The following is a 23534-nucleotide window of genomic DNA, read 5'->3' as shown; positions in this document are numbered from 1 at the left end:
CTCTATTTAGCCTGTAGGGAATAACCTGATGAGCGCCGATACACCACAGCATGCCAATATGCCGCCGCCGCGCCGCGGGCTCATGCGTTCGGGGTTGGTGGTCAGCGCGATGACCATGCTCTCCCGGGTGATGGGGTTGGTGCGCGATGTGGTCGTGGCAACGTTTCTGGGCGCGGGCAACGGCTCAGACGCCTTTTTCGTGGCGTTTAAAATTCCCAATTTTCTGCGCCGTTTATTTGCAGAAGGGGCGTTTAACCAGGCATTTGTGCCGGTGCTCTCGGAGTACTCCACCCAGCGCACCAAGCAGGAAATCCGTGAGCTGCTAAATGCGGTGGCGGGGAGCTTAACCGCGCTGCTGGCGTTAATCACCGCGTTGGCGATGCTGGGCGCACCCTGGCTGGTATGGCTGTTTGCTCCTGGATTTGGCCGCGACCCTGAAAAGCTGGCGCTGACCGCTGATATGCTGCGGCTCACCTTTCCCTACCTGCTGCTGATTTCGTTAACCGCCTTCTCCGGCAGCGTTCTAAACACTTGGAACCGCTTTGCAGTGCCCGCATTTACCCCGGTGCTGCTGAATATTTCGCTGATCGGCGCGGCGCTGTTGTTAATGCCGCTCATGGAAGAGCCTGCCATGGCGCTGGCCTGGGGCGTGCTGATTGCCGGGGCCGCTCAGCTCGCCTTCCAAGTACCGTTTTTGATGCGCTTGGGGCTGCTGCCGACGCCGTGGCCTAACTTCGCCCACGATGGCGTGAAGCGCATTTTGAAGCTGATGGTGCCAGCTTTGTTTGGGGTCTCGGTATCGCAGATCAACCTGCTGTTGGATACGGTGCTGGCATCGCTGTTGGCCGCGGGCAGCGTCTCATGGCTTTACTACTCTGACCGTTTGGTAGAGCTGCCGCTTGGCGTGTTTGGCGTGGCGATTGGCACCATTATTCTGCCTGCGCTTTCCAAACGTCATGCGGAGCAGTCCACCGAGCACTTTTCCGCCATGTTGGATTGGGCGATTCGTGTGGTGCTGCTGTTGGGCGTGCCCGCAGCCCTAGCGCTGGCGGTACTGGCGGAGCCGTTTTTGATTACCCTGTTCCACTACGGGGCGATGACCGATAACGATATTCAGATGGCGGCCATGAGCCTGCGCGCCTATGCCTTCGGGCTGGTGGCCTTTATGCTGATTAAGGTGCTAGCGCCTGGTTTCTTCGCCCGTCAGGACACCAAAACACCGGTGAAGGTAGGCATTATCGCCATGGTCGCGAACATGGTATTCAACCTACTGCTGATTTGGCCGTTGGCCCACGCGGGCTTGGCGTTGGCCACTGCGCTATCTGCATTTTTAAACGCGGGGCTGCTGGGGTATCTGCTTTATCGACAGCAGGTGCTGGTGTTTCAGCCGGGTTGGGGGCGTTACGCGGTGCAGTTAGTCGGCGGCAGCGTGCTGATGAGCGTGGCGCTTATGTTAGTCTCACCTGATTGGCAGGTGTGGTTAGAGTTTGGGCTATGGCAGCGCGTTCGCTGGGTAGCCGGGCTAGTAGTGCTCGGAAGCGGGCTCTACTTTATCTGGTTAACGGCGCTTGGCCTGCGGCTTCGCCACTTTAAAATGAACGGCTAGGCAAGGGGCAGGCGCGTGAGCGCTATTATCTTCTTCTGCACCAGAGCAGCGCGTTCGTTATAATCAAACGCTTTGAAAACGGCTAGCGGCCTTAAAACGGAAAACGCTTTTAAAACAAGCTTTTAAAAAAGAGGTGCCATGCACGTCATTCGAGGTCTGCACAATCTGACAGCATCCCATCGTGGCTGCGTGGCGACCATTGGTAATTTCGATGGCGTGCATCGCGGCCATCAGGCGATTCTACAGCAGTGCCGCGAGCACGCTGCGCGCCTGAACGTACCGCTGACCGTGGTGGTGTTCGAGCCTCAGCCCCGCGAGTTTTTTGCCGGAGACCAGGCGCCGCCGCGCTTAACGCGCCTGCGGGAAAAAGTGCGCCTGCTGCGCGACCACGGTGCCGAGCAAGTGCTTTGCCTGCCGTTCAACGATGCCTTGCGCAGCCTCACCGGGCGGGAGTTTATCGATCAGGTACTGATTGATGGGCTGGGCGTTAAGCATCTAGTGGTGGGCGACGACTTCCGCTTTGGCTGTGATCGCCGTGGCGACTTCAGTTTGTTAGAAGCCGTGGGGCGCACTCATGGCTTTGGCGTAGAGCATACTCGCACCTTCAAAGTCGATGACGAGCGGGTATCAAGCACTCGAGTGCGTACGCTGCTGGCCAGCGGTAACTTTGAAGTGGCCGCCCGCCTGTTGGGCAGGCCTTATTCGCTGCATGGCCGCGTGGTGCGCGACCAGCAGTTGGGTCGCACCATTGGCGTACCAACCGCGAACCTACCGCTATTGCCCCAGCCGCTGACGCTACGGGGGGTGTTTGCGGTGGTGGCCGAATTGGCGAATGGCGAGCGCCACCCCGCCGTAGCGAACGTCGGGTTTCGGCCTACGGTGGGGTCTAAACGCCCTACGCTGGAAGTGCACCTGCTGGATTTTTCTGGCGATCTGTATGGCCAGCGGCTGACGGTTTATCCCTGCACACGGCTGCGGGGAGAAGTGAAGTTTGTCGATTTTGACGCGCTAAAAGCACAGATTCACCAGGACCAAGCCAAGGCGCGCCGCTACTTTGCGACCGCCGACGCTGATCTAACAACCTCTCTTCCGCTGGCCTCGGCCCCGCTTGGGCGTGAGACCGCTTCTTCTGATTTCACTTCGGCGGATGACGCCGCCGATACTAACGACGGCTGACCGGACTATGGACTATAAGCACACGCTAAACCTGCCAGAAACCGACTTCCCCATGCGCGGCATGCTGCCGAAGCAGGAGCCTGGGCGTGTTTCCCAGTGGCAGGATATGAACCTATACCAGCGCCTGCGCGAAGCCCGTGCGGGTGCGCCGCTGTTTGTACTGCACGATGGCCCTCCCTACGCCAACGGCAGTATCCATATCGGTCACGCCGTTAATAAAATTCTTAAAGATATTATCGTTAAGTCCAAAAACCTGGCGGGCTTTGATGCGCCCTACGTGCCGGGTTGGGACTGCCACGGCCTGCCCATTGAGCATAAGGTCGAAACCACCCACGGCAAGCACCTTCCGGCGGATAAAGCCCGTGAGCTGTGCCGTGAGTACGCCGGTGCCCAAATCGAAACCCAACTGGTGGACTTTGTGCGCCTGGGCATCATCGGTGACTGGGATCACCCGTACCGCTCCATGGATTACGCCAACGAAGCGGGCGAGATCCGCGCGCTGGCGGATATGGTCGATGCGGGCTACGTCTTTAAAGGCCTGAAGCCGGTGAACTGGTGTTTCGACTGTGGCTCGGCGCTGGCCGAGGCGGAAGTCGAGTACGCCGATAAAAAATCCGATGCCATCGACGTTGCCTTCCCCGTGGAAGACGCCGACAAGCTGGCGGCAGCGTTTGGCTTAAGCGAGCTGTCAAAGCCCGCCGCCGTGGTGATCTGGACCACCACGCCGTGGACCATTCCTGCCAACCAGGCGCTGAACGTTCACCCGGACTTTACCTACGCGCTGGTGGATACCGGCGAGCGCCTACTGCTGTTGGCCGAAGAGCTGGTCGAGAGCTGCTTAGAGCGCTTTGGTTTACAAGGTGAGGTGGTCGCGACGACCCAAGGTAAAAACCTTGACCTGATCAATTTCCGCCACCCGTTCTACGACCGCCTCTCGCCGGTTTATCTGGCGGATTACGTGGAGTCTGAGGTGGGCAGTACCGGTATCGTTCACTCTGCTCCGTCTTACGGTATGGATGACTTTGTTACCTGCCGCGAGCACGGCATGAGCTTTGACGACATGCTGAACCCGGTGCAGGGCAACGGCGTTTACGTGGATGACCTGCCGTTCTTCGGCGGCCAGATGATCTGGAAAGCCAACCCGAACATCATCGAGAAGCTGCGTGACGTCAACGCGCTGATGGCACATACGCCTATTAAGCACAGCTACATGCACTGCTGGCGCCACAAAACGCCGGTGATCTACCGCGCAACGGCCCAGTGGTTCGTCGGTATGGATATTCAGGGTAAAGATGGCAAAACCCTGCGCGAGCGGGCGTTAGCCGGTATCGAAGCGACGGAATTCACTCCTGCCTGGGGGCAAGCGCGCCTGCACAGCATGATTGCTAACCGCCCGGACTGGTGTATCTCTCGCCAGCGTAACTGGGGCGTGCCGATTCCGTTCTTCCTGCATAAGCAAACCGGTGAGCTTCACCCCAACACCGTGTCGCTGATGGAAGAAGCCGCCAAGCGCGTGGAACAAGAGGGCATTGAGGCATGGTTCAAGCTCGAACCTTCCGAGCTGCTTGGTGCGGAAGCCGCTGACTACGAAAAAGTCACCGACACGCTGGACGTGTGGTTCGACTCAGGCACTACCCACCGCCACGTGCTGCGCGGCTCTCACCCCCACGGTCATGAAAGCGGCCCGCGCGCTGACTTGTACCTGGAAGGTTCTGATCAGCACCGCGGCTGGTTCCACTCATCGCTGCTCACCGGCGCGGCGATTGATGGCCATGCCCCGTATCGCCAACTGCTGACCCACGGCTTCACGGTGGATGCTCAGGGCCGCAAGATGTCCAAGTCCATCGGTAACGTGGTCGCACCGCAAAGCGTGATGGATAAGCTGGGCGCCGATATCCTGCGCCTGTGGGTAGCGTCTACCGACTACTCCGGTGAAATGGCCGTCTCGGATGAAATCCTCAAGCGCACTGCGGATGTGTACCGTCGTATCCGCAACACCGCGCGCTTCCTGCTTTCCAACCTGAACGGCTTTGATCCCAAGCGGGACCAAGTGGCGTTTGGCGATATGCTGGCGCTGGATCAGTGGGTCGTGGATCGCGCCGCACAGCTTCAAGGCCGCATCGAGACCGCCTACGAGGAGTACCGTTTCCTGGATGTGTACCAGCAGGTACACGGCTTCTGCGCGCGGGAATTGGGCGGCTTCTACCTGGACGTGATCAAGGATCGTCAGTACACCACCCAAACCGACTCGCTGGCCCGCCGCAGCGCGCAAACCGCGCTTTATCACGTAGTCGAAGCACTGAGCCGCTGGGTGGCGCCAATTCTGTCGTTCACCGCCGAGGAGATCTTTGAACATATCCCCGGCGAGCGGGGCGATAGCGTGCTGCTGGAAACCTACTATACCGGGCTTTCCACACTGGAAGAGGGCGCTGATATGGGCCGCGCGTTCTGGGAACAGGTGCTGGAAGTGAAGCATTCGGTGAACAAATGTCTGGAAGACGCCCGTAACGCCAAAGTGATCAAGGGTAGCCTCGCGGCAGAAGTGACGCTGTTCGTCAATGACGAGCTGCACGCGACGCTAGCGAAGCTCGGTGACGAGTTGCGCTTTGTGATGCTCACCAGTGAAGTGCACCTAGCGCCGCTGGCGGATGCCGCCAATGCCGAAAGCACCGAGCTTGAAGGCTTGAAGGTTGCGGTGAGCGCCAGTGGGCATGCCAAGTGCGAGCGCTGCTGGCACCACCGGGCGGACGTGGGCAGCGTTGCCGAGCACCCCGACCTGTGCGGCCGCTGTGTGAGCAACTTACCCGAAGGCAGCGGTGAGATTCGTTACTATGCCTAACTCTTCTCCTGCTTCTAAAGCACCTCAGTGGCCGCCCATGCGGCGGCCACTGCGCTGGTTATGGCTAGCCGTCGCCGTCATCGTGCTAGATCTCGCCACAAAATACTTGGCAAGCCACTATTTAAGTTATGCACAGCCGGTTGAGGTGTTGCCGTTTTTCAACCTCACGCTGCTGCACAACACCGGCGCGGCGTTTAGCTTTTTAGCCGAGCACCCCGGCTGGCAGCGCTGGTTTTTTGCTGCGATTGCCATTGGTGCCAGCATTGGCCTCACCGTTTGGTTATCTCGGGTACGTGCGGATGAGAAGCTGCTCGCTATCGCCTTGCCGCTGATTATCGGTGGGGCGCTGGGTAACCTATACGACCGCTTGATTCATGGCTATGTGGTGGATTTTCTCTCCTTCCATGCGGCGGGCTGGTACTACCCCGCCTTTAACGTGGCGGATATCGGCATTACCCTGGGGGCCGTGGGCTTAATTTGGGAGTCGATTATGGGTGAGCGGCGGCGTAAGAAAGCTGCGCAGTCATCATCTTCTTAGTATCAATGAGCGAGGCACCATGGATTACCTAATTGATGAGGGTATGGAAATTACCCTGCACTTCACGCTGAAGTTGGAAGATGGCACGGTCGTCGACTCCACTAAAGAGAAGGCGCCGGCCACGTTTCAGTATGGCGACGGTAACCTGCCGCCGGGGTTTGAGCATCCGATCAAAGGCATGGCAGCTGGCCAGAGCGGGACGTTTCATATCACCCCAGAGCACGCCTTTGGTCAGCACAACCCGCAGAATATTCAGACATTGAAGCGGGCCGACTTTGGTGATGAAGCGCCTGAAATCGGTATGGTGATGTCGTTTGCTGATAAAGCAGGAACGGAATTGCCGGGCGTGGTCAAAACCATTGACGGTGACCGCGTAGAAGTTGACTTCAACCATCCGCTGGCAGGGCGTACATTGACGTTTGAGGTTGAAGTGCTCAACGTCACGCCGATCACCACACACTAATTTCCTGAGCGATGCAGGTTGCATCAAGGCGCTTTTATGCAGTCATCAGAGTCATCTCAGCCCGTGCAGATCAAGCTAGCCAACCCGCGCGGGTTTTGTGCGGGGGTCGACCGCGCGATCGATATCGTCAACCGCGCGCTGGATGTCTTCGGCCCGCCGATTTACGTTCGCCATGAAGTGGTGCACAACCGTTTTGTAGTAGAAACCCTGCGCGAACGCGGCGCGGTCTTCGTGGAAGAGCTCCACGAAGTGCCCGACGATGTGATCGTCATCTTCTCTGCCCACGGCGTTTCCCGTGCGGTGCAGCAAGATGCCGAGCAGCGTGGCCTGAAAGTGTTCGATGCCACCTGCCCGCTGGTCACCAAAGTGCATATGGAAGTGCTTCGCTACGCAAAGCGTGGGCAAGAGTGCATTCTGATTGGCCACGAAGGCCACCCAGAAGTAGAAGGCACCATGGGGCGCTACGACACCTCCCACGGCGGCAAGATTTATTTGGTGGAAGATGAGCAGGACGTTGCCAATCTGGTCGTCAATGATCCCTCGGCGTTGGCGTTCGTCACCCAAACCACGCTCTCCATGGATGACACCGCCAAAGTGATCGACGCGTTGCGAGAGAAATTCCCTGAGATTCAGGGGCCACGCAAAGACGATATTTGCTACGCCACTCAAAACCGCCAGGATGCGGTGCGTGAATTGGCAGCAGATAGCGACTTGGTGCTGGTGGTCGGTAGCCCCAACAGCTCGAACTCTAACCGTCTACGTGAGCTTTCGGAACGGATGGGCACCCCCGCGTACTTGATCGATAACGCCGAGCAAATCGAGCCTTCGTGGTTGGAAGGCGTGAAACGCATTGGCGTCACCGCTGGCGCGAGCGCCCCCGAGGTGCTGGTAAAAGGCGTCATCGACCAACTGCAAGCGCTGGGTGCCGAAGCGCCGGTCGAACTGCAAGGACGTGAAGAGACGATTACGTTCTCGATGCCGAAAGAGCTTCGCGAGCGGGTGATCGTCAGCGAGTAATGCAAACCTTGTCGGTTTAAGACATACTCAAAGTATGAGTAAACCGATATGGGAGCATCGCTCAGTGACTTATGGTTTTGATCGCCGTGCGGGTGACGTCAGTAAGCACCAGCGCGGTTTTACCCTCATCGAATTACTGATTGCATTAGTCATTATTGGGCTCATCGCAACCATTGCTTACCCCAGTTACACTCGTTACGTCGAACGCTCTGTTCGCTCTGATGGTCAGACAGCGCTTCTTCAAGCAGCTTCAGAGATGGAGCGCTGCTACTCCCGTGAGTATAGCTACGAAGAATGCGAGCTAGAGATGACTGTTTCCCCAAGCGGTCATTACGACATTTCATTCACCAGTGGTCGTCAAAGCGATGGCGGCTATTTATTGACGGCTGCTACCCAGCGTGCAGACGGCTGTGAAGGAGATCTTACTCTAAGTGCGAAAGGTGAGCGTGCTCCTGAGGCGTGCTGGTAATGAAGCGGCAGCAAGGGTTCTCACTTATTGAGGTATTAATAGCATTAGTCGTGCTTGCCTTTGGCTTGATGGGGGTAGCTGCTATGCAGTTGAAATCTCTTCAAAGTGCTACTGAAGGGTACCAGCGCTCCGTTGCTGTGGTGGCAGCGGTCGATGCACAAGAGAGAGTTTGGAATTTATTAGCCAACTATCCTAACTGTGAGAACATCGATGCAGATGCGGTGAGAGCCCTTGAGAGTGACTGGATTGATCATTGGTCTGAAGATGCAAGTGTTAACCCATTACGAGATGCCAACTGGGACAATAGTAGTGTAACGCTTTCTGATAGTTGTGAGTTTACGATTGTCATTTCCCTAAAGAGTATGTCTAGCAATGGCGAAGATGAGTATCGCTATCGTTTTACGCTCCCTAATACGGGAGTAGCCTCATGACCGCTCGTAGACAGGTGGGGGCGGGCCTAGTGGAGTTAATGGTCGCTATGGCCATTGGTACAGTGATTGCGCTAGGTGCAGGACAGCTTTTTTTGTCGACGTTTTCTACATTCAGTGCTGTCGATGAGCTAAGCCGAAAGCAAGAGGTGGTAGTTTTTTTGTCACAAATCTTGGCAGAGGAACTAAGAGATAGCGGTGATACTGGTCGCTATACACTTTCGTGTTCTCTATCAGGGGCGCAATGTCGTTGCACAATTAGTGACACTGAGGAAGAGAATCAACCGGTTATCGATTTTGATAAAGCCTTTGAAGAAGGTTATTCGATTAGCGATGCTGAGTGCAGTGAAGATCAAGAGCCTCTCGCCTCGGTGGCCCAACATAGCATCTATCAATATGTTGTGAATGTTCCTTTAATGGCTGGCGGAGCGTTGCTAACGTTTCATGTTACTGATCGTGATGTTGTCACGGCCAACAACCCATTGAGCGAGTGAAGTAGCAATGAAGAAACAGCAACAAGGCGCCGCACTCTTTGTTGTCATGGTCTTATTATCTGCCTCAATGGTCGTGGGTATGACCGCTATGCAGTCCTCACTGGTCGATGAGCGATTGGCAGGGAATTTTCGCTCTTCCGTTCAAGCGCAAATGACCGCTGAAAATACCTTGTCGTCGTTAGTGAACCCTGTCAATACCACAAATCGCAACGATTTTTTAGGGCAGTTAGTGGCCAATCCGCAGCTGCTTGAAGAGACGGGGGGAAAGCTAACGGGGGATGCCATTGCTCAGCTACTCCAAGCCGGTACGTTAGACGAATTTATTGAGGATCTGCTGCCTGCCAATTTTGATGAACTGGAGGAGGAAGACCAGCGCCAAATAAAAGAAGCGTTACTGGCGAATCTTGAGCTGCAATTTGAAGTGAATACTGAGGAGCAAACGGTCACGATCACCTCCTGGGATCGCGGGTTACGTAATAGTGCTGCGCGTGATTCGGCTATTATATACAGTTATTCTCGTAGGGAAACGGATAGCGCTTCATGGCGTCAGTATCAAAGGGGGTTCATTGCGTGTGAAGGTATGCGAGTTGGAGGAATGCGGGGAGGTGGAAGTGCTGAATTTAATAGTTTTAACTCTCAGGTAGAGGGCGGCATTAATCAAAAGACAGGAAATGCTTACTTATCTACAAGAGAAGAGGGAGCAGATGTTTTTCTTACAGGTAATGGCAGAATTAATGGGAAAGTCTATTCTACTGGAGACCTGGTTTTTTCAAGCTCGTCTATAGTTAGTGGTGATGCATATATTAACGGCCTTGCAGATTTTAGTGGCAACTATAATGCTTTGGTAAATGGTGATGTGGTTGCAGAAGCAGCTGTAGGAAATAGAAGAAAAGTTAGAGATCATGTGGGCGGAGAGCTGCTCTTAAGAAGTGGGGGGGCTGGCCTAGAAGAGCTAGAGGCCACAGCCTCTTGTGACGAGCAAGGTGTAGTCGGCTTGTACGAAAAATACTTAAATGAAACAGGTGTTTCATCTTCCGGTGATATTTCAATTACTGATTGGAATATTTCTGAGGCTACGGTTTTAAGTTCAGAGGGACTTTATGATCCGCATCCTGAGCACTCTGGTGATTATGTGGAGGTTGAGGGCTTAAACGGTGAAAGTGTTGTGCGTGTTGATAACTTCAAACTTGCTGGAAGTAGGGTTTTTCAGGTGGGAACCAAAGAAAGCCCAGCTAATATAGTAATGCTGGTAGAGCAAGATTTTGAGATCTCAGGCGGTTCTAAATTTATAATTGAAGATGGAAGTAGCCTAACAGTTATTGTAAAGGGTAAGTTTTTATTAAAAGGCGGAAGAAAAATAGAGGTTGAAGGAAATGGTCTTGTCGTTGATGATGAGAAAGAGCCTAGGGCGGCTTTTTCACTGGTCTCGCTTTATGATGACTCGTTAAATGAAGAGGGTGAAAATGCTGGTGTCTATGTTAGTGGAGAGTCTACTTACTATGGGGAGATCTTAGCGCCATACTCGCATGTAAACTTTGTGGGGTCGAGTCATCTTTATGGTTCTGTATATTCACGAAAACTTTCTGTAGAGGGTAATAATAAGTTTTATCATGATGAGGCATTGGGAGTGTTTGGCGTTGGTTTGAAAGAGGATGCATGGTGTTCGTTTGATGATTTATCCCCTTTAACCATCGCAAGCCCTGTCGACCGCTTGTCTCTTCCAAATTCTCAAGCAGAGTTTAACGGTAAAGGCAGTGTTCCTGATATTACGGTAACCCAAGGCGATCTTGAAAGGTTCTCCAGCGCTAACGCCGCCAACGATAATATCCAGGGGGGTATTCCTGATGGCTTGTTTAGCCGGGGTGAGAGTGCTGAAAAATTCCATGCGTTTATCGAAATGATCCGTACACGAAGTGATACCGTTCAAGTGCAGGGCGGAAGTGTTAGAAATAATACATCTTTTGGAAGTAAAGGCAACGAGCAGATCACTTTTGTAAATGGTACCATCAATGCAAATAATATATCCGGTGCGGGTGTGTTAGTGGTTAAAGGTAATTATGATGCTGGGGGGAACCCTGAATTTGATGGTTTGATTATTGTGTTGGGTAACTATTCACAAAAGGGCGGCGGAGGAAGAGACTTAAATGGGGCTTTGCTAGTCGCGCCTTATAATGCCAGTAACCTAACATTTGCTTCCGCAAATATTGAGTTTAGCGGCGGTGGAAGCAACGATTTTAACTATGATGAAGCGGCGCTGCGTACTGCCTTTAATCTCCTGAATGACGAAGAACAGGCCAGTTGGGGGAGCTGTAATGCCCCGCCAGCGTCTGGTAACGGGGAGTTGACCTGGTCTCTAAGCGGTTGGCGTTGAAGCTGTTAGCCACTCGTCTGGTGAAACGTTATGATAGGGCTATTTGTCCGAGAGCTAAAATATCATGAGCCAGACAGCCAAAACCCGTGTGCTGACCGGGATTACCACGACCGGAACGCCGCACCTTGGTAACTACGTGGGCGCCATCAAGCCCGCTATCGAAGCAAGCCAAGATTCGAATGTGCAGTCGTTCTACTTTCTTGCTGACTACCACGCGCTGATCAAGTGCCAAGACCCCAAGCGTGTGCAAGCTTCTCGTTTGGAGATCGCGGCAACGTGGCTGGCACTTGGCCTGGATACCGACAATGCCATCTTCTACCGTCAGTCGGATATTCATGAGATCCCCGAGCTGATGTGGATGCTCTCCTGCGTATGCGCAAAAGGGTTGATGAATCGGGCTCACGCTTATAAAGCCGCCGTCGCCGAGAATGAAGAAGCCGGCGACCAGGATCCCGATAAAGGCATCACCATGGGGCTGTTTGGCTACCCGGTGCTGATGGCTGCCGACATACTGATGTTCAACGCCAATAAAGTACCCGTGGGTCGTGATCAGATTCAGCATATCGAAATGGCACGGGACATCGCTGGCCGCTTCAATCATCTGTTCAAAGGCCAGTACTTCACACCGCCTGAAGCGGTGGTGAGTGAAAAGGGCGAAGTGCTCAAAGGCTTGGATGGCCGCAAGATGTCCAAGAGCTATAACAACACGATTCCGCTGTTTGTAAGCGACAAAAAGCTGCAAAAGCTAGTGAGAAAAATTAAAACCAACTCGCTCGAGCCAGGGGAACCGAAAGATCCCGACACCTGTACGCTGTTTCAAATTTTCTCAGCGTTCGCGATCGACTCAGAAGCGGCGGCCATGCGTCAGCAATACGCTGAAGGCATCGGTTGGGGCGAGGCGAAGGATCGCGTATTTGAATATCTTAATGCCCATCTGAGTGCTCCTCGTGAACGCTATAACGCGCTGATGGAAGACCCCGGCCATATCGAAGCCGTGCTCCAGAAAGGAGCCGAACGTGCCAGAGAGGAGGCAGCGACCACCATGGACCGTTTACGCTCTGCGGTAGGTCTGGGGCGGTTTGTGTAATATTCGTTAAAAGCATAAGAACTGCTAAATAAAGCATTTTCAGCATTCTACATCCGACGTTAGGCTTATAACTATTGTCCAAATTAGCCAAGCGCCTCGCTATTGCAGGCGCTTTTGGCGTGACTAATAGGTGAACTATGGCAACAACCTCAACGGTGGCACCGATCAACTATCGTGTGCCTCTTCTAGCGACGGCGGCCATTGTGCTGAGTTCGCTCATCATTGGCGTGCTGTTCAGCGCCAACATCGGCTTGCTGATGATCGTGGGCGGCTTGCTGGGCATGGTGCTTTATCATGCGGCGTTTGGCTTTACGGCGGCGTGGCGGGTCTTTATCACCGAACGCCGTGGGCGCGGGCTGCGGGCGCAAATGGTGATGCTGGCGATTGCGGTGGTGCTGTTCTTCCCGGCGCTAGGGGCGGGCAGTTTGTTTGGTACTGAAGTGCGCGGTTTCGTTTCTCCCATCGGTATTTCTGTGCTGGTGGGCGCGTTTATCTTCGGAGTAGGCATGCAGCTAGGCGGTGGCTGTGCGTCGGGTACGCTGTTTACGGCGGGCGGCGGCAATGCTCGCATGCTGATTACGCTGGTGTTCTTTATTGTGGGTTCGGTCATTGGCACCGCACACTTTACTTGGTGGCAAAGCCTGCCTGCTTTCCAGCCGGTATCGCTGGTCAATGTGGCGGGTGTGGGAGGAGGCATTGGCATTAGCTTGTTGCTGTTTGCCGCGATTGCTGCGTTTACGGTGATTATGGAGAAGCGCCGCCATGGCCATTTAGAGCAGGCTCCGATGGTGGATAAACCGGGCACCGAGCGCTGGTTGTCGGGCCCATGGCCGCTGGTAGCCGGTGCGGTGGCGTTGGCGCTGCTGAACTTTGCCACGCTGGCATTGGCAGGCCGCCCGTGGGGAATCACCTCGGCGTTTGCGCTGTGGGGTGCCAAAAGCTTTGAACTGGTAGGTGGCGATGTGAGCCAGTGGGGCTACTGGCAAGCGCCTGGCAACGCCGCCGCGCTGGAAGCCAGCGTATGGAGCGATATTACTACGGTGATGAACGTCGGCATTATGCTTGGCGCCCTGGCCGCCGCGAGCTTGGCAGGACGTTTTGCACCTAACTTTCGCATTCCATTGAAATCGGTATTGGCAGCGGTGATCGGTGGCATCATGCTAGGTTATGGCGCCCGCTTGGCCTTTGGTTGTAACATCGGCGCTTACTTTAGCGGTATTGCCTCTGGCAGCCTGCACGGCTGGGTGTGGATGGTGGCGGCGTTCGCTGGCAACATGGCGGGCGTTAAGCTGCGGCCGTTCTTCTTTGATGGGGAAGCGGGGCGTCGACCCGTTGCCAAAAGCTGTTAGAAGACTCACGTTAGTGGCTTCCAGAAAACGTCTCGGCAATGCCGAGGCGTTTTTTTTATGCCCTTTATTTATGTCTCTTCCACCTTTGTCGTACTAGCATGTTACATTACGCTCAAACGCCGCCAACGCCCAGCGTTGCTGCATTGCAACAGCAATTGACATAAAAAGAGAGTGCCTATGTCTACGATGAGTAAACGCCCTTTATACATTCCTTACGCCGGTCCTTCTTTGCTTGAAATGCCGCTATTGAACAAAGGCAGCGCGTTTACTCAAGAGGAGCGGCTGGCGTTTAACTTGATAGGGTTACTACCCCAAAAAGTCGAAACCATCGAAGACCAGCTAGAGCGGGTGTACCGTCAGTACCAGCAGTGCCACAGCGATCTCGAGCGCCATATTCATCTACGCGCCATTCAAGACGATAACGAAACGCTCTATTTTCGCCTCGTCTCTGAGCACCTAGAGGAAATGCTGCCGATCATCTATACGCCTACGGTTGGGCAGGCGTGCCAGGAGTTCTCCAACATTTATCGCAACCACCGGGGGCTGTTCATTAGCTACCCGGATCGCGAGCACATGGACGACATCCTGCGCAGTGCTACCAAAGATAACGTCAAAGTGATCGTCGTCACCGATGGCGAGCGTATTTTGGGCCTGGGGGATCAGGGCATTGGTGGCATGGGCATTCCGATTGGGAAGCTCGCGCTTTATACGGCCTGTGGCGGTATCAGTCCAGCCTATACGCTGCCCATCATGATCGATGTAGGCACCAATAATCAGGCGTTGCTGGACGATCCGATGTACATGGGCTGGCGTCATGAGCGGGTGAGCCAGGAGGAGTACGATGCCTTCATGGCGGAGTTCATTTGTGCCGTGAAACGTCGCTGGCCAAACGTGCTGCTACAGTTCGAGGACTTTGCTCAGGCCAATGCCGTGCCGCTGTTGGAGCGCTACCGTAACGAGCTGTGCTGTTTCAACGATGACGTGCAAGGGACGGCCTCGGTTGTGGTGGGCACGCTCATGGCCGCTTGCCAAGCCCGCGAGGAGACGATTGCCCAACAGCGTGTGGTGTTCGTCGGGGGCGGTTCTGCTGGGTGTGGTATTGCCGAGCAGGTTGTCGTTGCGATGGAGGCCGAGGGGCTGACCGAAGCGGAAGCGCGTGCGCGCATCTTCATCGTCGACCGTGAAGGTCTAATGACCACGGATCAAGCGTGGCAACGTGACTTTCAGCGCCGTTTGGCCCATGACCCTGCCTTGGTTGCTGAGTGGAATGGCCAAGGGTTGGAAGAGACCATCGCGCAGATCAAACCCACGATTCTGATTGGCGTGTGCGGCCAACGCGGTATCTTTACCGAGCAAGTCGTTCGCACCATGCATGCAGGCTGCGAGCACCCGGTGATCATGCCGCTCTCCAACCCGACCTCGCAGGCTGAAGCGGTGCCAGAGGACGTGATTCGCTGGACCGATGGCCAAGCGTTGGTGGCTACCGGTAGCCCGTTCGCACCGGTGGTGTACAACGGCCGTACCTACCCGATTGCCCAGTGCAACAACGCCTATATCTTCCCCGGTATTGGGCTGGGTGTGATTGCGGCAAATGCCAACCGCGTCACCGATGAGATGCTGATGAGTGCCTCTCGGGCGCTGGCGCGTGAAGCGCCGCTGGTGAAAGAGGGCAAAGGTGCGCTCTTGCCGCCACTGTCGCGAATTCGTGATATCAGCAAATCGATTGCTTTTGAGGTGGCAGCGCAAGCGCAGCAAAACGGCGTTGCGTTGAAAACCAGCGGCACCGTGCTGCGTGAGCGTATCGAGTCTGCCTGCTGGTCGCCTGAATACCGTTTCTACCGTCGTCGCGCTTTCTAAGAGCGCGTCACGCAGGCAAAAAAAGCCCCCACCGAGGTGGGGGCGATGCAAGCATTGGTAGGTCGTACCTTTAGGCTGCGCCGATCATCTTGCGCAGCACGTAGTGAAGGATACCACCGTGGCGGTAGTACGCCAGCTCATTGACGGTATCAATTCGGCACTTGGCATCAACGGTACGTTCGCCGTCGCTATTTTTGATCACGACTTGCACGGTACCGCCAGGGCTCAAATCGCTCAAACCGGCAATCGAGATCTCTTCATCCCCAGTTAACCCCAGACTTTCACGACTTTCGCCTTCCGGAAATTGCAGCGGTACCACGCCCATTCCGATCAGGTTAGAACGGTGGATGCGCTCGAAGGATTCGGCAATCACCGCGCGTACGCCTAGCAAGCGCGTGCCTTTGGCGGCCCAGTCCCGCGAGGAGCCGGTGCCATACTCTTTACCCGCAATCACCACCAGCGGCGTGCCTTCCTCTTTGTATTTCATGGCGGCATCGTAGATGGCCATCTGCTCGCCGCTCGGTACGTGGCGTGTTTCGCCGCCAACCACGCCGTCGAGCATTTCGTTTTTGATGCGTACGTTGGCGAAGGTGCCACGCATCATCACTTCATGATTGCCTCGGCGCGAACCGTAAGAGTTGAAGTCGACCGGCTTCACGCCGTGCTCTTGCAGGTAGCGACCAGCAGGGCTATCGGGTTTGATGGAGCCCGCAGGCGAGATGTGGTCGGTAGTGACAGAGTCGCCGAGCATTGCCAGGACGCGCGCATTTTTCACGTCCTCGATGGCGTCTGGCTCCCGCTGCATGCCTTCAAAGAAGGGCGGGTGTTGAATATAGGTCGACTCCGGCCACTCGTAAACTTTGCCCTCTGGCACTTTGATGGCTTTCCACGTCTCATCGCCTTCGAAGACGGCTCCGTACTCCTTACGGAACATCTCGGTATTCACCTTCTCGACGGCGCTGGCGATATCTGCCTGCGAAGGCCAGATGTCTTTCAGGTACACCGGATTGCCGTCGCTGTCCTGGCCGAGCGGGTCGGTGGTCAAGTTGCACTGCACGTTACCCGCCAGTGCATAGGCAACGACCAAGGGCGGTGATGCCAACCAGTTGGTTTTGACCAGCGGGTGCACACGGCCCTCAAAGTTACGGTTGCCCGACAGCACCGATGCCACGGTAAGGTCGCCATTATTGATGGCTTTTTCGATCTCTTCCGGCAAGGGGCCAGAGTTACCGATACAGGTGGTGCAGCCGTAGCCTACGAGGTTGAAGCCCAGTGCATCCAGGTCATCATCGAGATTGGCCGCGGCGAGATAGTCAGTGACGACTTTGGAGCCAGGCGCCAGCGATGTTTTCACCCAGGGCTTGGTGCTCAAGCCTTTCTCACGGGCGTTACGCGCCAGCAAACCAGCTGCCATCATTACGCTGGGGTTCGAGGTGTTGGTGCACGATGTAATCGCTGCGATCACCACCGCGCCGGGATCGAGACTGAAGTCCTGCTCACCCATCGTGACGGTTTGGCTGTCACTGTGTTTGAAGTCATGCTCGTAGCTGCGGTCGATGCCGACGGCGGTTTGGCCGCCTTCGGAGGCCAGCTTGCCCTTTTCGGTGCTGGGCAGCGCTTTACCATCCTCTTCCATGACTTTGCTAAAGGCGCTGGCCATGTCTTTGAGGGCCACACGATCTTGCGGGCGTTTGGGGCCTGCCAGGCTGGCTTCTACATCGTTCATGTCCAGGCTGAGCGTGTCCGTGAAGATGGGCTCGTCACCCGGCTCGCGCCACAGGCCTTGGGCCTTGCTGTACGCTTCGACCAGCGCGATCTGGCTATCTTCACGGCCAGTCAGGCGCAGATAGTTGAGCGTTTCGTCATCCACAGGGAAGAAGCCGCAGGTGGCGCCGTATTCTGGGGCCATGTTGGCGATGGTGGCACGATCCGCCAGGGGCAGGTCTTTCAGTCCGTCGCCATAAAATTCGACGAACTTGCCGACCACGCCTTTCTTACGCAGCATTTCGGTCACAGTAAGCACGAGGTCGGTGGCGGTAATGCCTTCCCGCAGCTTGCCGGTGAGTTTGAAACCAATCACTTCGGGAATCAGCATGGAGACCGGTTGGCCCAGCATGGCGGCTTCTGCTTCGATGCCGCCCACGCCCCAGCCCAGCACACCCAAGCCGTTGATCATGGTGGTATGAGAGTCAGTACCTACCAGGGTATCGGGGTAGGCAACGGTGTTGCCATCTTCCTCTTTGGTCCATACCGTGCGGCCCAGGTACTCCAGGTTTACCTGGTGACAGATACCGGTGCCGGGCGGCACGACGCTGAAGTTGTCGAACGCTTTCTGGCCCCAGCGCAGGAACTCGTAACGCTCGCCGTTGCGCTGCATTTCGATATCGACGTTTTCTTGGAACGCCGCTGGGTTGCCAAACTTATCGACCATGACCGAGTGGTCGATCACCAAGTCCACTGGAGAAAGGGGGTTGATGCGGGCGGGGTCTTCGCCCAGCTTTTCTACCGCCGCGCGCATGGAGGCGAGATCCACGACGCCGGGCACACCGGTAAAGTCCTGCATCAACACGCGAGCAGGGCGGTAGCCAATTTCACGGCTGGATTTGCCCTCTTGTTGCCAGTCGACCAGCGCCTGCATGTCTGCTTGCTCGACGCTCTCATCGTCTGCAAAGCGCAGCTGGTTTTCGAGCAGGACTTTGAGTGTTTTGGGCAGCCGGTCAATGTTGCCTAGCGTCTCAGCCGCCTTGGGCAGGCTGTAGTAGTGATACTCTTGGCTTCCTGCCGTTAAGGTATGAAGCGTATTGGGTATCTTGCTCATTCCATTCTCCTCTGATTGCTTGGCGTTGCGCGACGGTCACTGCTTGTCTGGGTATGGCGGTCTCATCGTAGGATGTAACAGTATGGCTTATTAATAACACATGGGTGTATTACCCTCGCCTTTCAAGCCATCTTCGCCTAATAGCATAGGCTAACCCTTGTAATAGCTTGTACTTGACGCCATTTCAGGCAGACTCTCTTGCAACGTTATCTGCTCAATTGTGACTAAGGTGGTGTCATGGAAACGCGTCATGAACGTTTGATTATTCTTGGGTCCGGCCCGGCTGGCTATACGGCTGCCGTGTATGCCGCTCGGGCCAACCTCAACCCCCTGCTCATTACCGGTATGCAGGCTGGTGGCCAATTGACCACCACGACCGACGTGGATAACTGGCCGGGCGATGCCGAAGGCGTCCAGGGTCCTGAGCTAATGGAGCGCATGAAGCAGCACGCCGAGCGTTTCAATACCGAGGTGCTGTTCGATCATATCAATGAAGTCAGCTTAGCGGAAAAGCCCTATACCCTGAAAGGCGACAGCGGCACCTATACCTGTGACGCGCTGATCATCGCCACCGGTGCCAGCGCGCGCTACTTGGGGCTACCCACCGAACAGCAGTTCATGGGCCAGGGCGTGTCGGCCTGTGCGACTTGCGATGGGTTTTTCTACCGTAACCAAGAGGTCGTGGTCGTTGGCGGGGGTAACACCGCAGTGGAAGAGGCGCTCTACTTGTCTAACATCGCGTCCAAGGTCACGCTGGTTCATCGTCGTGATACTTTGCGCGCGGAAAAAATCCTGCAGGACAAGCTCTTCGAGAAAGCCGAGGCGGGTAAAATTGCCCTGGAGTGGTTCTACGAAGTCGAGGAAGTGCTGGGGGATAACACCGGCGTGACCGGCGTGCGTGTGAAGTCTACCCAGGATGGCAGCACGAAAGAGATACACGCGCCGGGGCTGTTCATTGCCATTGGCCATAGCCCCAATACGGGCATCTTCGAAGGGCAGTTGGAGATGAACGGTGGCTATATCAAAGTGCAATCGGGCAGTGAAGGCAATGCCACGGCCACGAGCGTGCCGGGCGTGTTTGCCTGCGGCGACGTGATGGATCATATCTACCGCCAAGCGATCACCTCGGCAGGCAGCGGCTGTATGGCAGCGCTGGATGCCGAGCGTTACCTGGACGGTATTGCCTGATCCCTCATCTCTTTGAGAAAAGGAGATCCTATCAGTTCGTACAGCTGATGGGATCTTCTCCTACTCTCGAACGCCCCAATCGACTGACCACCAGTGTCTTTCCTGTTAGTGACGTTTCGTCACTGCTGGGACAAACAGTGTAGGTGCTGTTAAACCCTCCCGCATGGCCTACTGAGTTGTACTTTATTCTTGATTGGCCATTTTTAGTGACGCGAGTGCCTTTTGTGGGTGCGAAAATGCGCACGATGTCTGCATCACTGATGTTGGTTGTTTGATCTCCTTTGACTACAACGACGGAGTTGTTCCAATCATTCGTGCAGGCCTCCCGACTATCATTGGTGGGGCAAACGGTGATATCACTTTGTTGAGTAATGGCTGTATTTCTTGCCAGGGTGAGAATGGCTTGCAGCCGATTAATCTCACTGGTGACTGCTGAGCGCTCTCCTAATGCTTGGAAGCTCGGTAGCCCCCAGGCCGCCAATATACCCATCAAGGCGAGTGCCACGAGCAGCTCAAGCAGCGTAAAGCCCTTAATATTGCGCTTAGCAGTGTAGTGAGGCTGTGCCATAGTCTCTCTCAATAGCTTGACCTGTGGAAACGCATCCCTATGCTCATTTTCCTCATACCGCCAAGGCGCTGGTACTCTATTAGCGACTCTATTAGCAATAGTGGGCAATATTTGTGAGCAATTTTTTAATTATAGGCGGTGGTGTCATCGGCATGATGACCGCCCTGCAACTGGCGGATGCTGGTCAGAATATCACGCTGATAGAGCGTGGGACATGCGGAAAAGAGGCGTCCTGGGCCGGTGGCGGAATCGTTTCGCCGCTCTACCCATGGCGCTATGGCGAACCCGTGTCTCAGCTTTCGCGCTGGTCCGAAGGGGTATACCCCACGCTGGCCCTGCGCCTGTTGGAAGAGACCGGCATTGACCCGGAGTACCGCCAAAAGGGCTTGCTCTACTTGAACGTGGACGATGACGAGGCGGCCTTGCATTGGGCCCGACAGCTAGGCAAGCCGCTGGAACGAGTCGATGCCGAATTCGTTCGCCATAAAGAGCCTGAAGCTGCCGCTCCGCAGGGCAGTGCGCTCTGGATGCCCACCCTCGGCAGCGTGCGTAATCCGCGCTTGGGCCAAGCGCTACGCGCGCGCCTGGCCGCCATGCCCAACGTGACGCTGATGGAGCACTGCAGCGTACAAGGCATGATTCAGCGCCAAGGCCGTGTGGTGGGCGTCGCAACGAGTCGTGGAGAGCAGTGGGCAGAGCAGTTCATTGTCTGTGGTGGGGCCTGGACGGCCCAGCTATTGGAGGAGGTGAACGTGCGCCTACCGGTTCGGCCAGTCAAAGGTCAGATGATCGCTTATCAAGCGCCGCCAGGGCTGGTTCAGCGTGTGGTACTCAAAGATGGCCGCTACGTGATTCCACGCAGCGATGGGCTACTGCTTGTGGGGTCGACGTTGGAAGAGGCGGGCTTCGATACGACCACCGATGAAGAGGCGTTGGCATCGCTCAAGCGCAGTGCGGAGAACATAATCCCCGCGTTAGCCAACTACCCCGTCGCGCACCATTGGGCGGGATTGCGTCCCGGTTCACCGGCGGGCATTCCGTTCATCGGCGCGCTGCCCGACCATCCGAACGTGTTCGTCAATGCCGGGCACTACCGTAATGGATTGGTGCTGGCGCCCGCGTCGACCCATCTTCTGGTCGATCTAGTGCTAGGGCGCAAGCCGCTGATGGACCCGACGCCTTATCGGCTAACGGCCGAGCGTTTAGCGTGACGATTAACGTTGGCTGTCTTCCTGCTCCTGCAGGAAACGATCACGGTGGGCGCTACAGCAGAACCACTGCTCTGCGTCGCGCAGCGCCTCGCTCTCCGGTACGTGAACATCACACCAGCGGCAGCGCACCATTCGGCCACCCTCATGGCGTGATGGCGTTTGTTGCTGGTGAGCCAGCTTACGTTGGCGGTACATACCGTAAAGCTTCAGGCCTGCGTAAAACAGCGCGGCGAAAATAATCAGCCGAATGATCAATAGGTTCATCCTCAATGGCTCCCCATGTGGGAAAGGGCGGTGACATCGCATTCGTGGCCGCTTGGCCTTTGCCACTGGGCACGCCTTGCGGGACAATGCAGCAACGAGGTAGATGCCACCGTATTCCGAAGATTCTCAAGAGATTTTGACGCCCATGCAAGACTTAACGCTGGTAATGGCCCAACTCGACCCTCTGGTAGGAGATATTCCCGGCAATGCCGCGCGTGCCATTGAAGCGGTGCGTGAAGCGAGGATCGAGCATGGGGCGGATATTGTTGTCTTCCCTGAGCTTTTTTTATCCGGTTACCCGCCGGAAGATCTGCTGCTGCGCCCTTCCATGGAAACTCGTCTGCGGGAAGCGCGGGCAAAAATGGCGGAAAAGATCTCCCGCGATGTGCTGGTGATCATCGGCTATCCCGGCGTCCGTGAAGGCAAGTGCTACAACTTGGCGGGGGTGCTGTACAACGGCCAATGGGAAGCGGAATACGCCAAGCAAGCGCTGCCCAACTACCAAGTGTTTGATGAGCAGCGCTACTTCACCCCGGGCACCGAACCGCTGGTATACGAGCACAAAGGAGCCAAGCTGGGCCTGCTGATTTGCGAAGACCTGTGGGAAGGCGCGCCGGTGAAGGCCGCTCGCGAGGCGGGTGCTGAAGTGCTGATCAGTTTGAACGCGTCACCCTATCATCAGGACAAGCCCGCCGAGCGTCTGCGTCTGTTGGAACGGCGCGCCCAAGACGTGCAGCGTCCTATCGTTTACGTTAATACCATTGGCGGTCAGGACGAGCTGGTGTTCGACGGGGGATCGAGCTGTGTCGATGCCAGTGGCCAACTCAAGGTGCTGGCGCCCTACTGGCAGGCAGGGCTGATGCCCATTCAGTTGCTACAAACCAGCGCGGATGCCTGGGAGCCTCAAGCCGGGGAGATTGAGCCCGACGTTGAGCCGGAAGAGAGTCTCTACTGTGCGCTGGTGACCGGCCTACGTGACTACGTCAACAAGAGCGGTTTCAAAGGCGTGGTGCTGGGACTGTCTGGCGGCATCGATTCCGCGCTCTCGCTGGCCATTGCAGTGGATGCGCTAGGGCCGCAGCGGGTGCAAGCCGTCATGATGCCTTACCACTACACGGCGGATATCTCCAAACAGGATGCCGCCGAGCAGGCGAACCTGCTGGGCGTGCACTATGACGTCTTGCCCATCGAGCCGATGGTGGAAGCGTTCATGGGGACCCTAGCTGAGAGCTTTGCCGGTACCGAGCGCGACACGACCGAGGAGAACCTGCAATCGCGCTGCCGTGGTGTGCTGCTCATGGCGATTTCCAACAAGAAAGGGCTGATGGTATTGACCACGGGTAACAAGAGCGAAATGGCCGTGGGATACGCCACGTTGTATGGCGATATGGTAGGCGGCTACAACGCCATCAAGGATGTGTATAAAACCTGGGTATACCGCTTGGCCCGCTGGCGCAATACGCAGTCTCCGGCGATTCCCGAGCGGGTGATTGAGCGTGCGCCTAGTGCGGAACTCGCCCCTGACCAGCAGGATTGCGACTCACTCCCTGACTACGATGTACTGGATGCCATTCTGGTTCGCTACATTGAGGGAGATATGAGCGCCGAGGCGATTATTGCCGCCGGCTTTGAGGGAGAGGATGTCTACAAGGTCGTTAAGCTGGTGGATCGCTGTGAATACAAGCGTCGCCAGGCGCCGGTGGGCGTGCGGGTCACGCCCCGTGGTTTCGGGCGTGACCGTCGCTACCCCATCGTGAACGGCTGGCAGCCTGGGGACTAAGGGCTCAAGCG

General features: G+C 56.0%; 19 protein-coding genes. 16 read left to right on the top strand and 3 right to left on the bottom strand.

From position 1 onward, the window contains the following. Window positions 1–28 precede the first annotated feature (28 nt). The 13 genes from murJ (at window position 29) to AB6K10_RS01125 (ending at window position 15694) form a co-directional block, all read left to right on the top strand. Window positions 29–1606: a murein biosynthesis integral membrane protein MurJ gene (gene murJ, locus AB6K10_RS01185; protein WP_339117792.1), complete on the top strand. Its 1578-nt coding sequence runs from the start codon at window positions 29–31 to the stop codon at window positions 1604–1606. A 138-nt stretch (window positions 1607–1744) separates the two neighbouring features. After that, a complete protein-coding gene (gene ribF, locus AB6K10_RS01180) occupies window positions 1745–2782 on the top strand; it encodes a bifunctional riboflavin kinase/FAD synthetase (RefSeq protein ID WP_339117791.1) in 1038 nt (345 codons plus the stop codon). A 7-nt stretch (window positions 2783–2789) separates the two neighbouring features. Continuing rightward, window positions 2790–5621 (top strand): isoleucine--tRNA ligase, encoded by a 2832-nt coding sequence (gene ileS, locus AB6K10_RS01175; protein WP_339117790.1) that lies wholly within the window; start codon window positions 2790–2792, stop codon window positions 5619–5621. Then, on the top strand, window positions 5614–6159 hold the full coding sequence (lspA, locus tag AB6K10_RS01170; RefSeq protein ID WP_305948127.1) for a signal peptidase II: 546 nt from the start codon (window positions 5614–5616) through the stop codon (window positions 6157–6159). The genes ileS and lspA overlap by 8 nt, the downstream gene beginning before the upstream one ends. Before the next feature lie 19 nt (window positions 6160–6178). After that, a complete protein-coding gene (fkpB, locus tag AB6K10_RS01165; protein ID WP_159343254.1) occupies window positions 6179–6622 on the top strand; it encodes an FKBP-type peptidyl-prolyl cis-trans isomerase in 444 nt (147 codons plus the stop codon). Between the two features lie 36 nt (window positions 6623–6658). Then, complete coding sequence (ispH, locus tag AB6K10_RS01160) at window positions 6659–7639, top strand: 4-hydroxy-3-methylbut-2-enyl diphosphate reductase (protein WP_159343253.1); 981 nt, start codon at window positions 6659–6661, stop codon at window positions 7637–7639. A 64-nt stretch (window positions 7640–7703) separates the two neighbouring features. After that, window positions 7704–8108, top strand: a complete 405-nt coding sequence (locus AB6K10_RS01155) for a type IV pilin protein (protein WP_285263573.1) — start codon at window positions 7704–7706, stop codon at window positions 8106–8108. Continuing rightward, complete coding sequence (locus AB6K10_RS01150; protein ID WP_285263572.1) at window positions 8108–8539, top strand: prepilin-type N-terminal cleavage/methylation domain-containing protein; 432 nt, start codon at window positions 8108–8110, stop codon at window positions 8537–8539. The genes AB6K10_RS01155 and AB6K10_RS01150 overlap by 1 nt, the downstream gene beginning before the upstream one ends. After that, complete coding sequence (locus AB6K10_RS01145; protein WP_339117789.1) at window positions 8536–9030, top strand: prepilin-type N-terminal cleavage/methylation domain-containing protein; 495 nt, start codon at window positions 8536–8538, stop codon at window positions 9028–9030. The genes AB6K10_RS01150 and AB6K10_RS01145 overlap by 4 nt, the downstream gene beginning before the upstream one ends. 7 nt (window positions 9031–9037) lie before the next feature. After that, a complete protein-coding gene (locus tag AB6K10_RS01140) occupies window positions 9038–11401 on the top strand; it encodes a pilus assembly PilX N-terminal domain-containing protein (protein WP_339117788.1) in 2364 nt (787 codons plus the stop codon). Window positions 11402–11465: 64 nt separating this feature from the next. Continuing rightward, entirely contained in the window at window positions 11466–12488 is a 1023-nt protein-coding gene (locus AB6K10_RS01135) for a tryptophan--tRNA ligase (RefSeq protein WP_339117787.1), read from the top strand. Window positions 12489–12625: 137 nt separating this feature from the next. Then, window positions 12626–13837, top strand: coding sequence for a YeeE/YedE family protein (locus AB6K10_RS01130; protein ID WP_339117786.1), 1212 nt, complete (start codon window positions 12626–12628; stop codon window positions 13835–13837). 177 nt (window positions 13838–14014) lie between these two features. Next, window positions 14015–15694, top strand: coding sequence for an NAD-dependent malic enzyme (locus tag AB6K10_RS01125; protein WP_159343247.1), 1680 nt, complete (start codon window positions 14015–14017; stop codon window positions 15692–15694). A 70-nt stretch (window positions 15695–15764) separates the two neighbouring features. On the opposite strand, the gene acnA is transcribed toward AB6K10_RS01125, so the two are convergent. Continuing rightward, complete coding sequence (acnA, locus tag AB6K10_RS01120; RefSeq protein WP_339117785.1) at window positions 15765–18512, bottom strand: aconitate hydratase AcnA; 2748 nt, start codon at window positions 18510–18512, stop codon at window positions 15765–15767. A gap of 237 nt (window positions 18513–18749) precedes the next feature. Here acnA and trxB point away from each other — a divergent pair, with 237 nt between their 5' ends. Continuing rightward, window positions 18750–19700: a thioredoxin-disulfide reductase gene (trxB, locus tag AB6K10_RS01115; protein WP_159343245.1), complete on the top strand. Its 951-nt coding sequence runs from the start codon at window positions 18750–18752 to the stop codon at window positions 19698–19700. 31 nt (window positions 19701–19731) lie between these two features. Here the strand turns inward: trxB and AB6K10_RS01110 are convergent, their stop codons facing one another. Further along, the gene (locus tag AB6K10_RS01110; protein ID WP_285263566.1) at window positions 19732–20268 is read right to left on the bottom strand and encodes a GspH/FimT family pseudopilin; all 537 of its coding nucleotides are present in this window, start codon (window positions 20266–20268) and stop codon (window positions 19732–19734) included. A gap of 113 nt (window positions 20269–20381) precedes the next feature. Between AB6K10_RS01110 and thiO the strand changes: the two genes are divergently transcribed. Beyond that, complete coding sequence (gene thiO, locus AB6K10_RS01105; RefSeq protein ID WP_339117784.1) at window positions 20382–21479, top strand: glycine oxidase ThiO; 1098 nt, start codon at window positions 20382–20384, stop codon at window positions 21477–21479. A 3-nt stretch (window positions 21480–21482) separates the two neighbouring features. Here the strand turns inward: thiO and AB6K10_RS01100 are convergent, their stop codons facing one another. Then, entirely contained in the window at window positions 21483–21743 is a 261-nt protein-coding gene (locus AB6K10_RS01100) for a PP0621 family protein (protein WP_339117783.1), read from the bottom strand. A gap of 145 nt (window positions 21744–21888) precedes the next feature. Between AB6K10_RS01100 and AB6K10_RS01095 the strand changes: the two genes are divergently transcribed. After that, the gene (locus AB6K10_RS01095; protein WP_339119584.1) at window positions 21889–23523 is read left to right on the top strand and encodes an NAD+ synthase; all 1635 of its coding nucleotides are present in this window, start codon (window positions 21889–21891) and stop codon (window positions 23521–23523) included. Window positions 23524–23534: the final 11 nt, after the last annotated feature.

Source organism: Halomonas sp. BMC6 (genome assembly GCF_964204995.1).
In the GTDB taxonomy this organism is placed as follows: Bacteria; Pseudomonadota; Gammaproteobacteria; order Pseudomonadales; family Halomonadaceae; genus Vreelandella.
The sequence above is the reverse complement of the archived record's forward strand: the minus strand, read 5'-3'. Positions and strand labels throughout refer to the sequence as shown.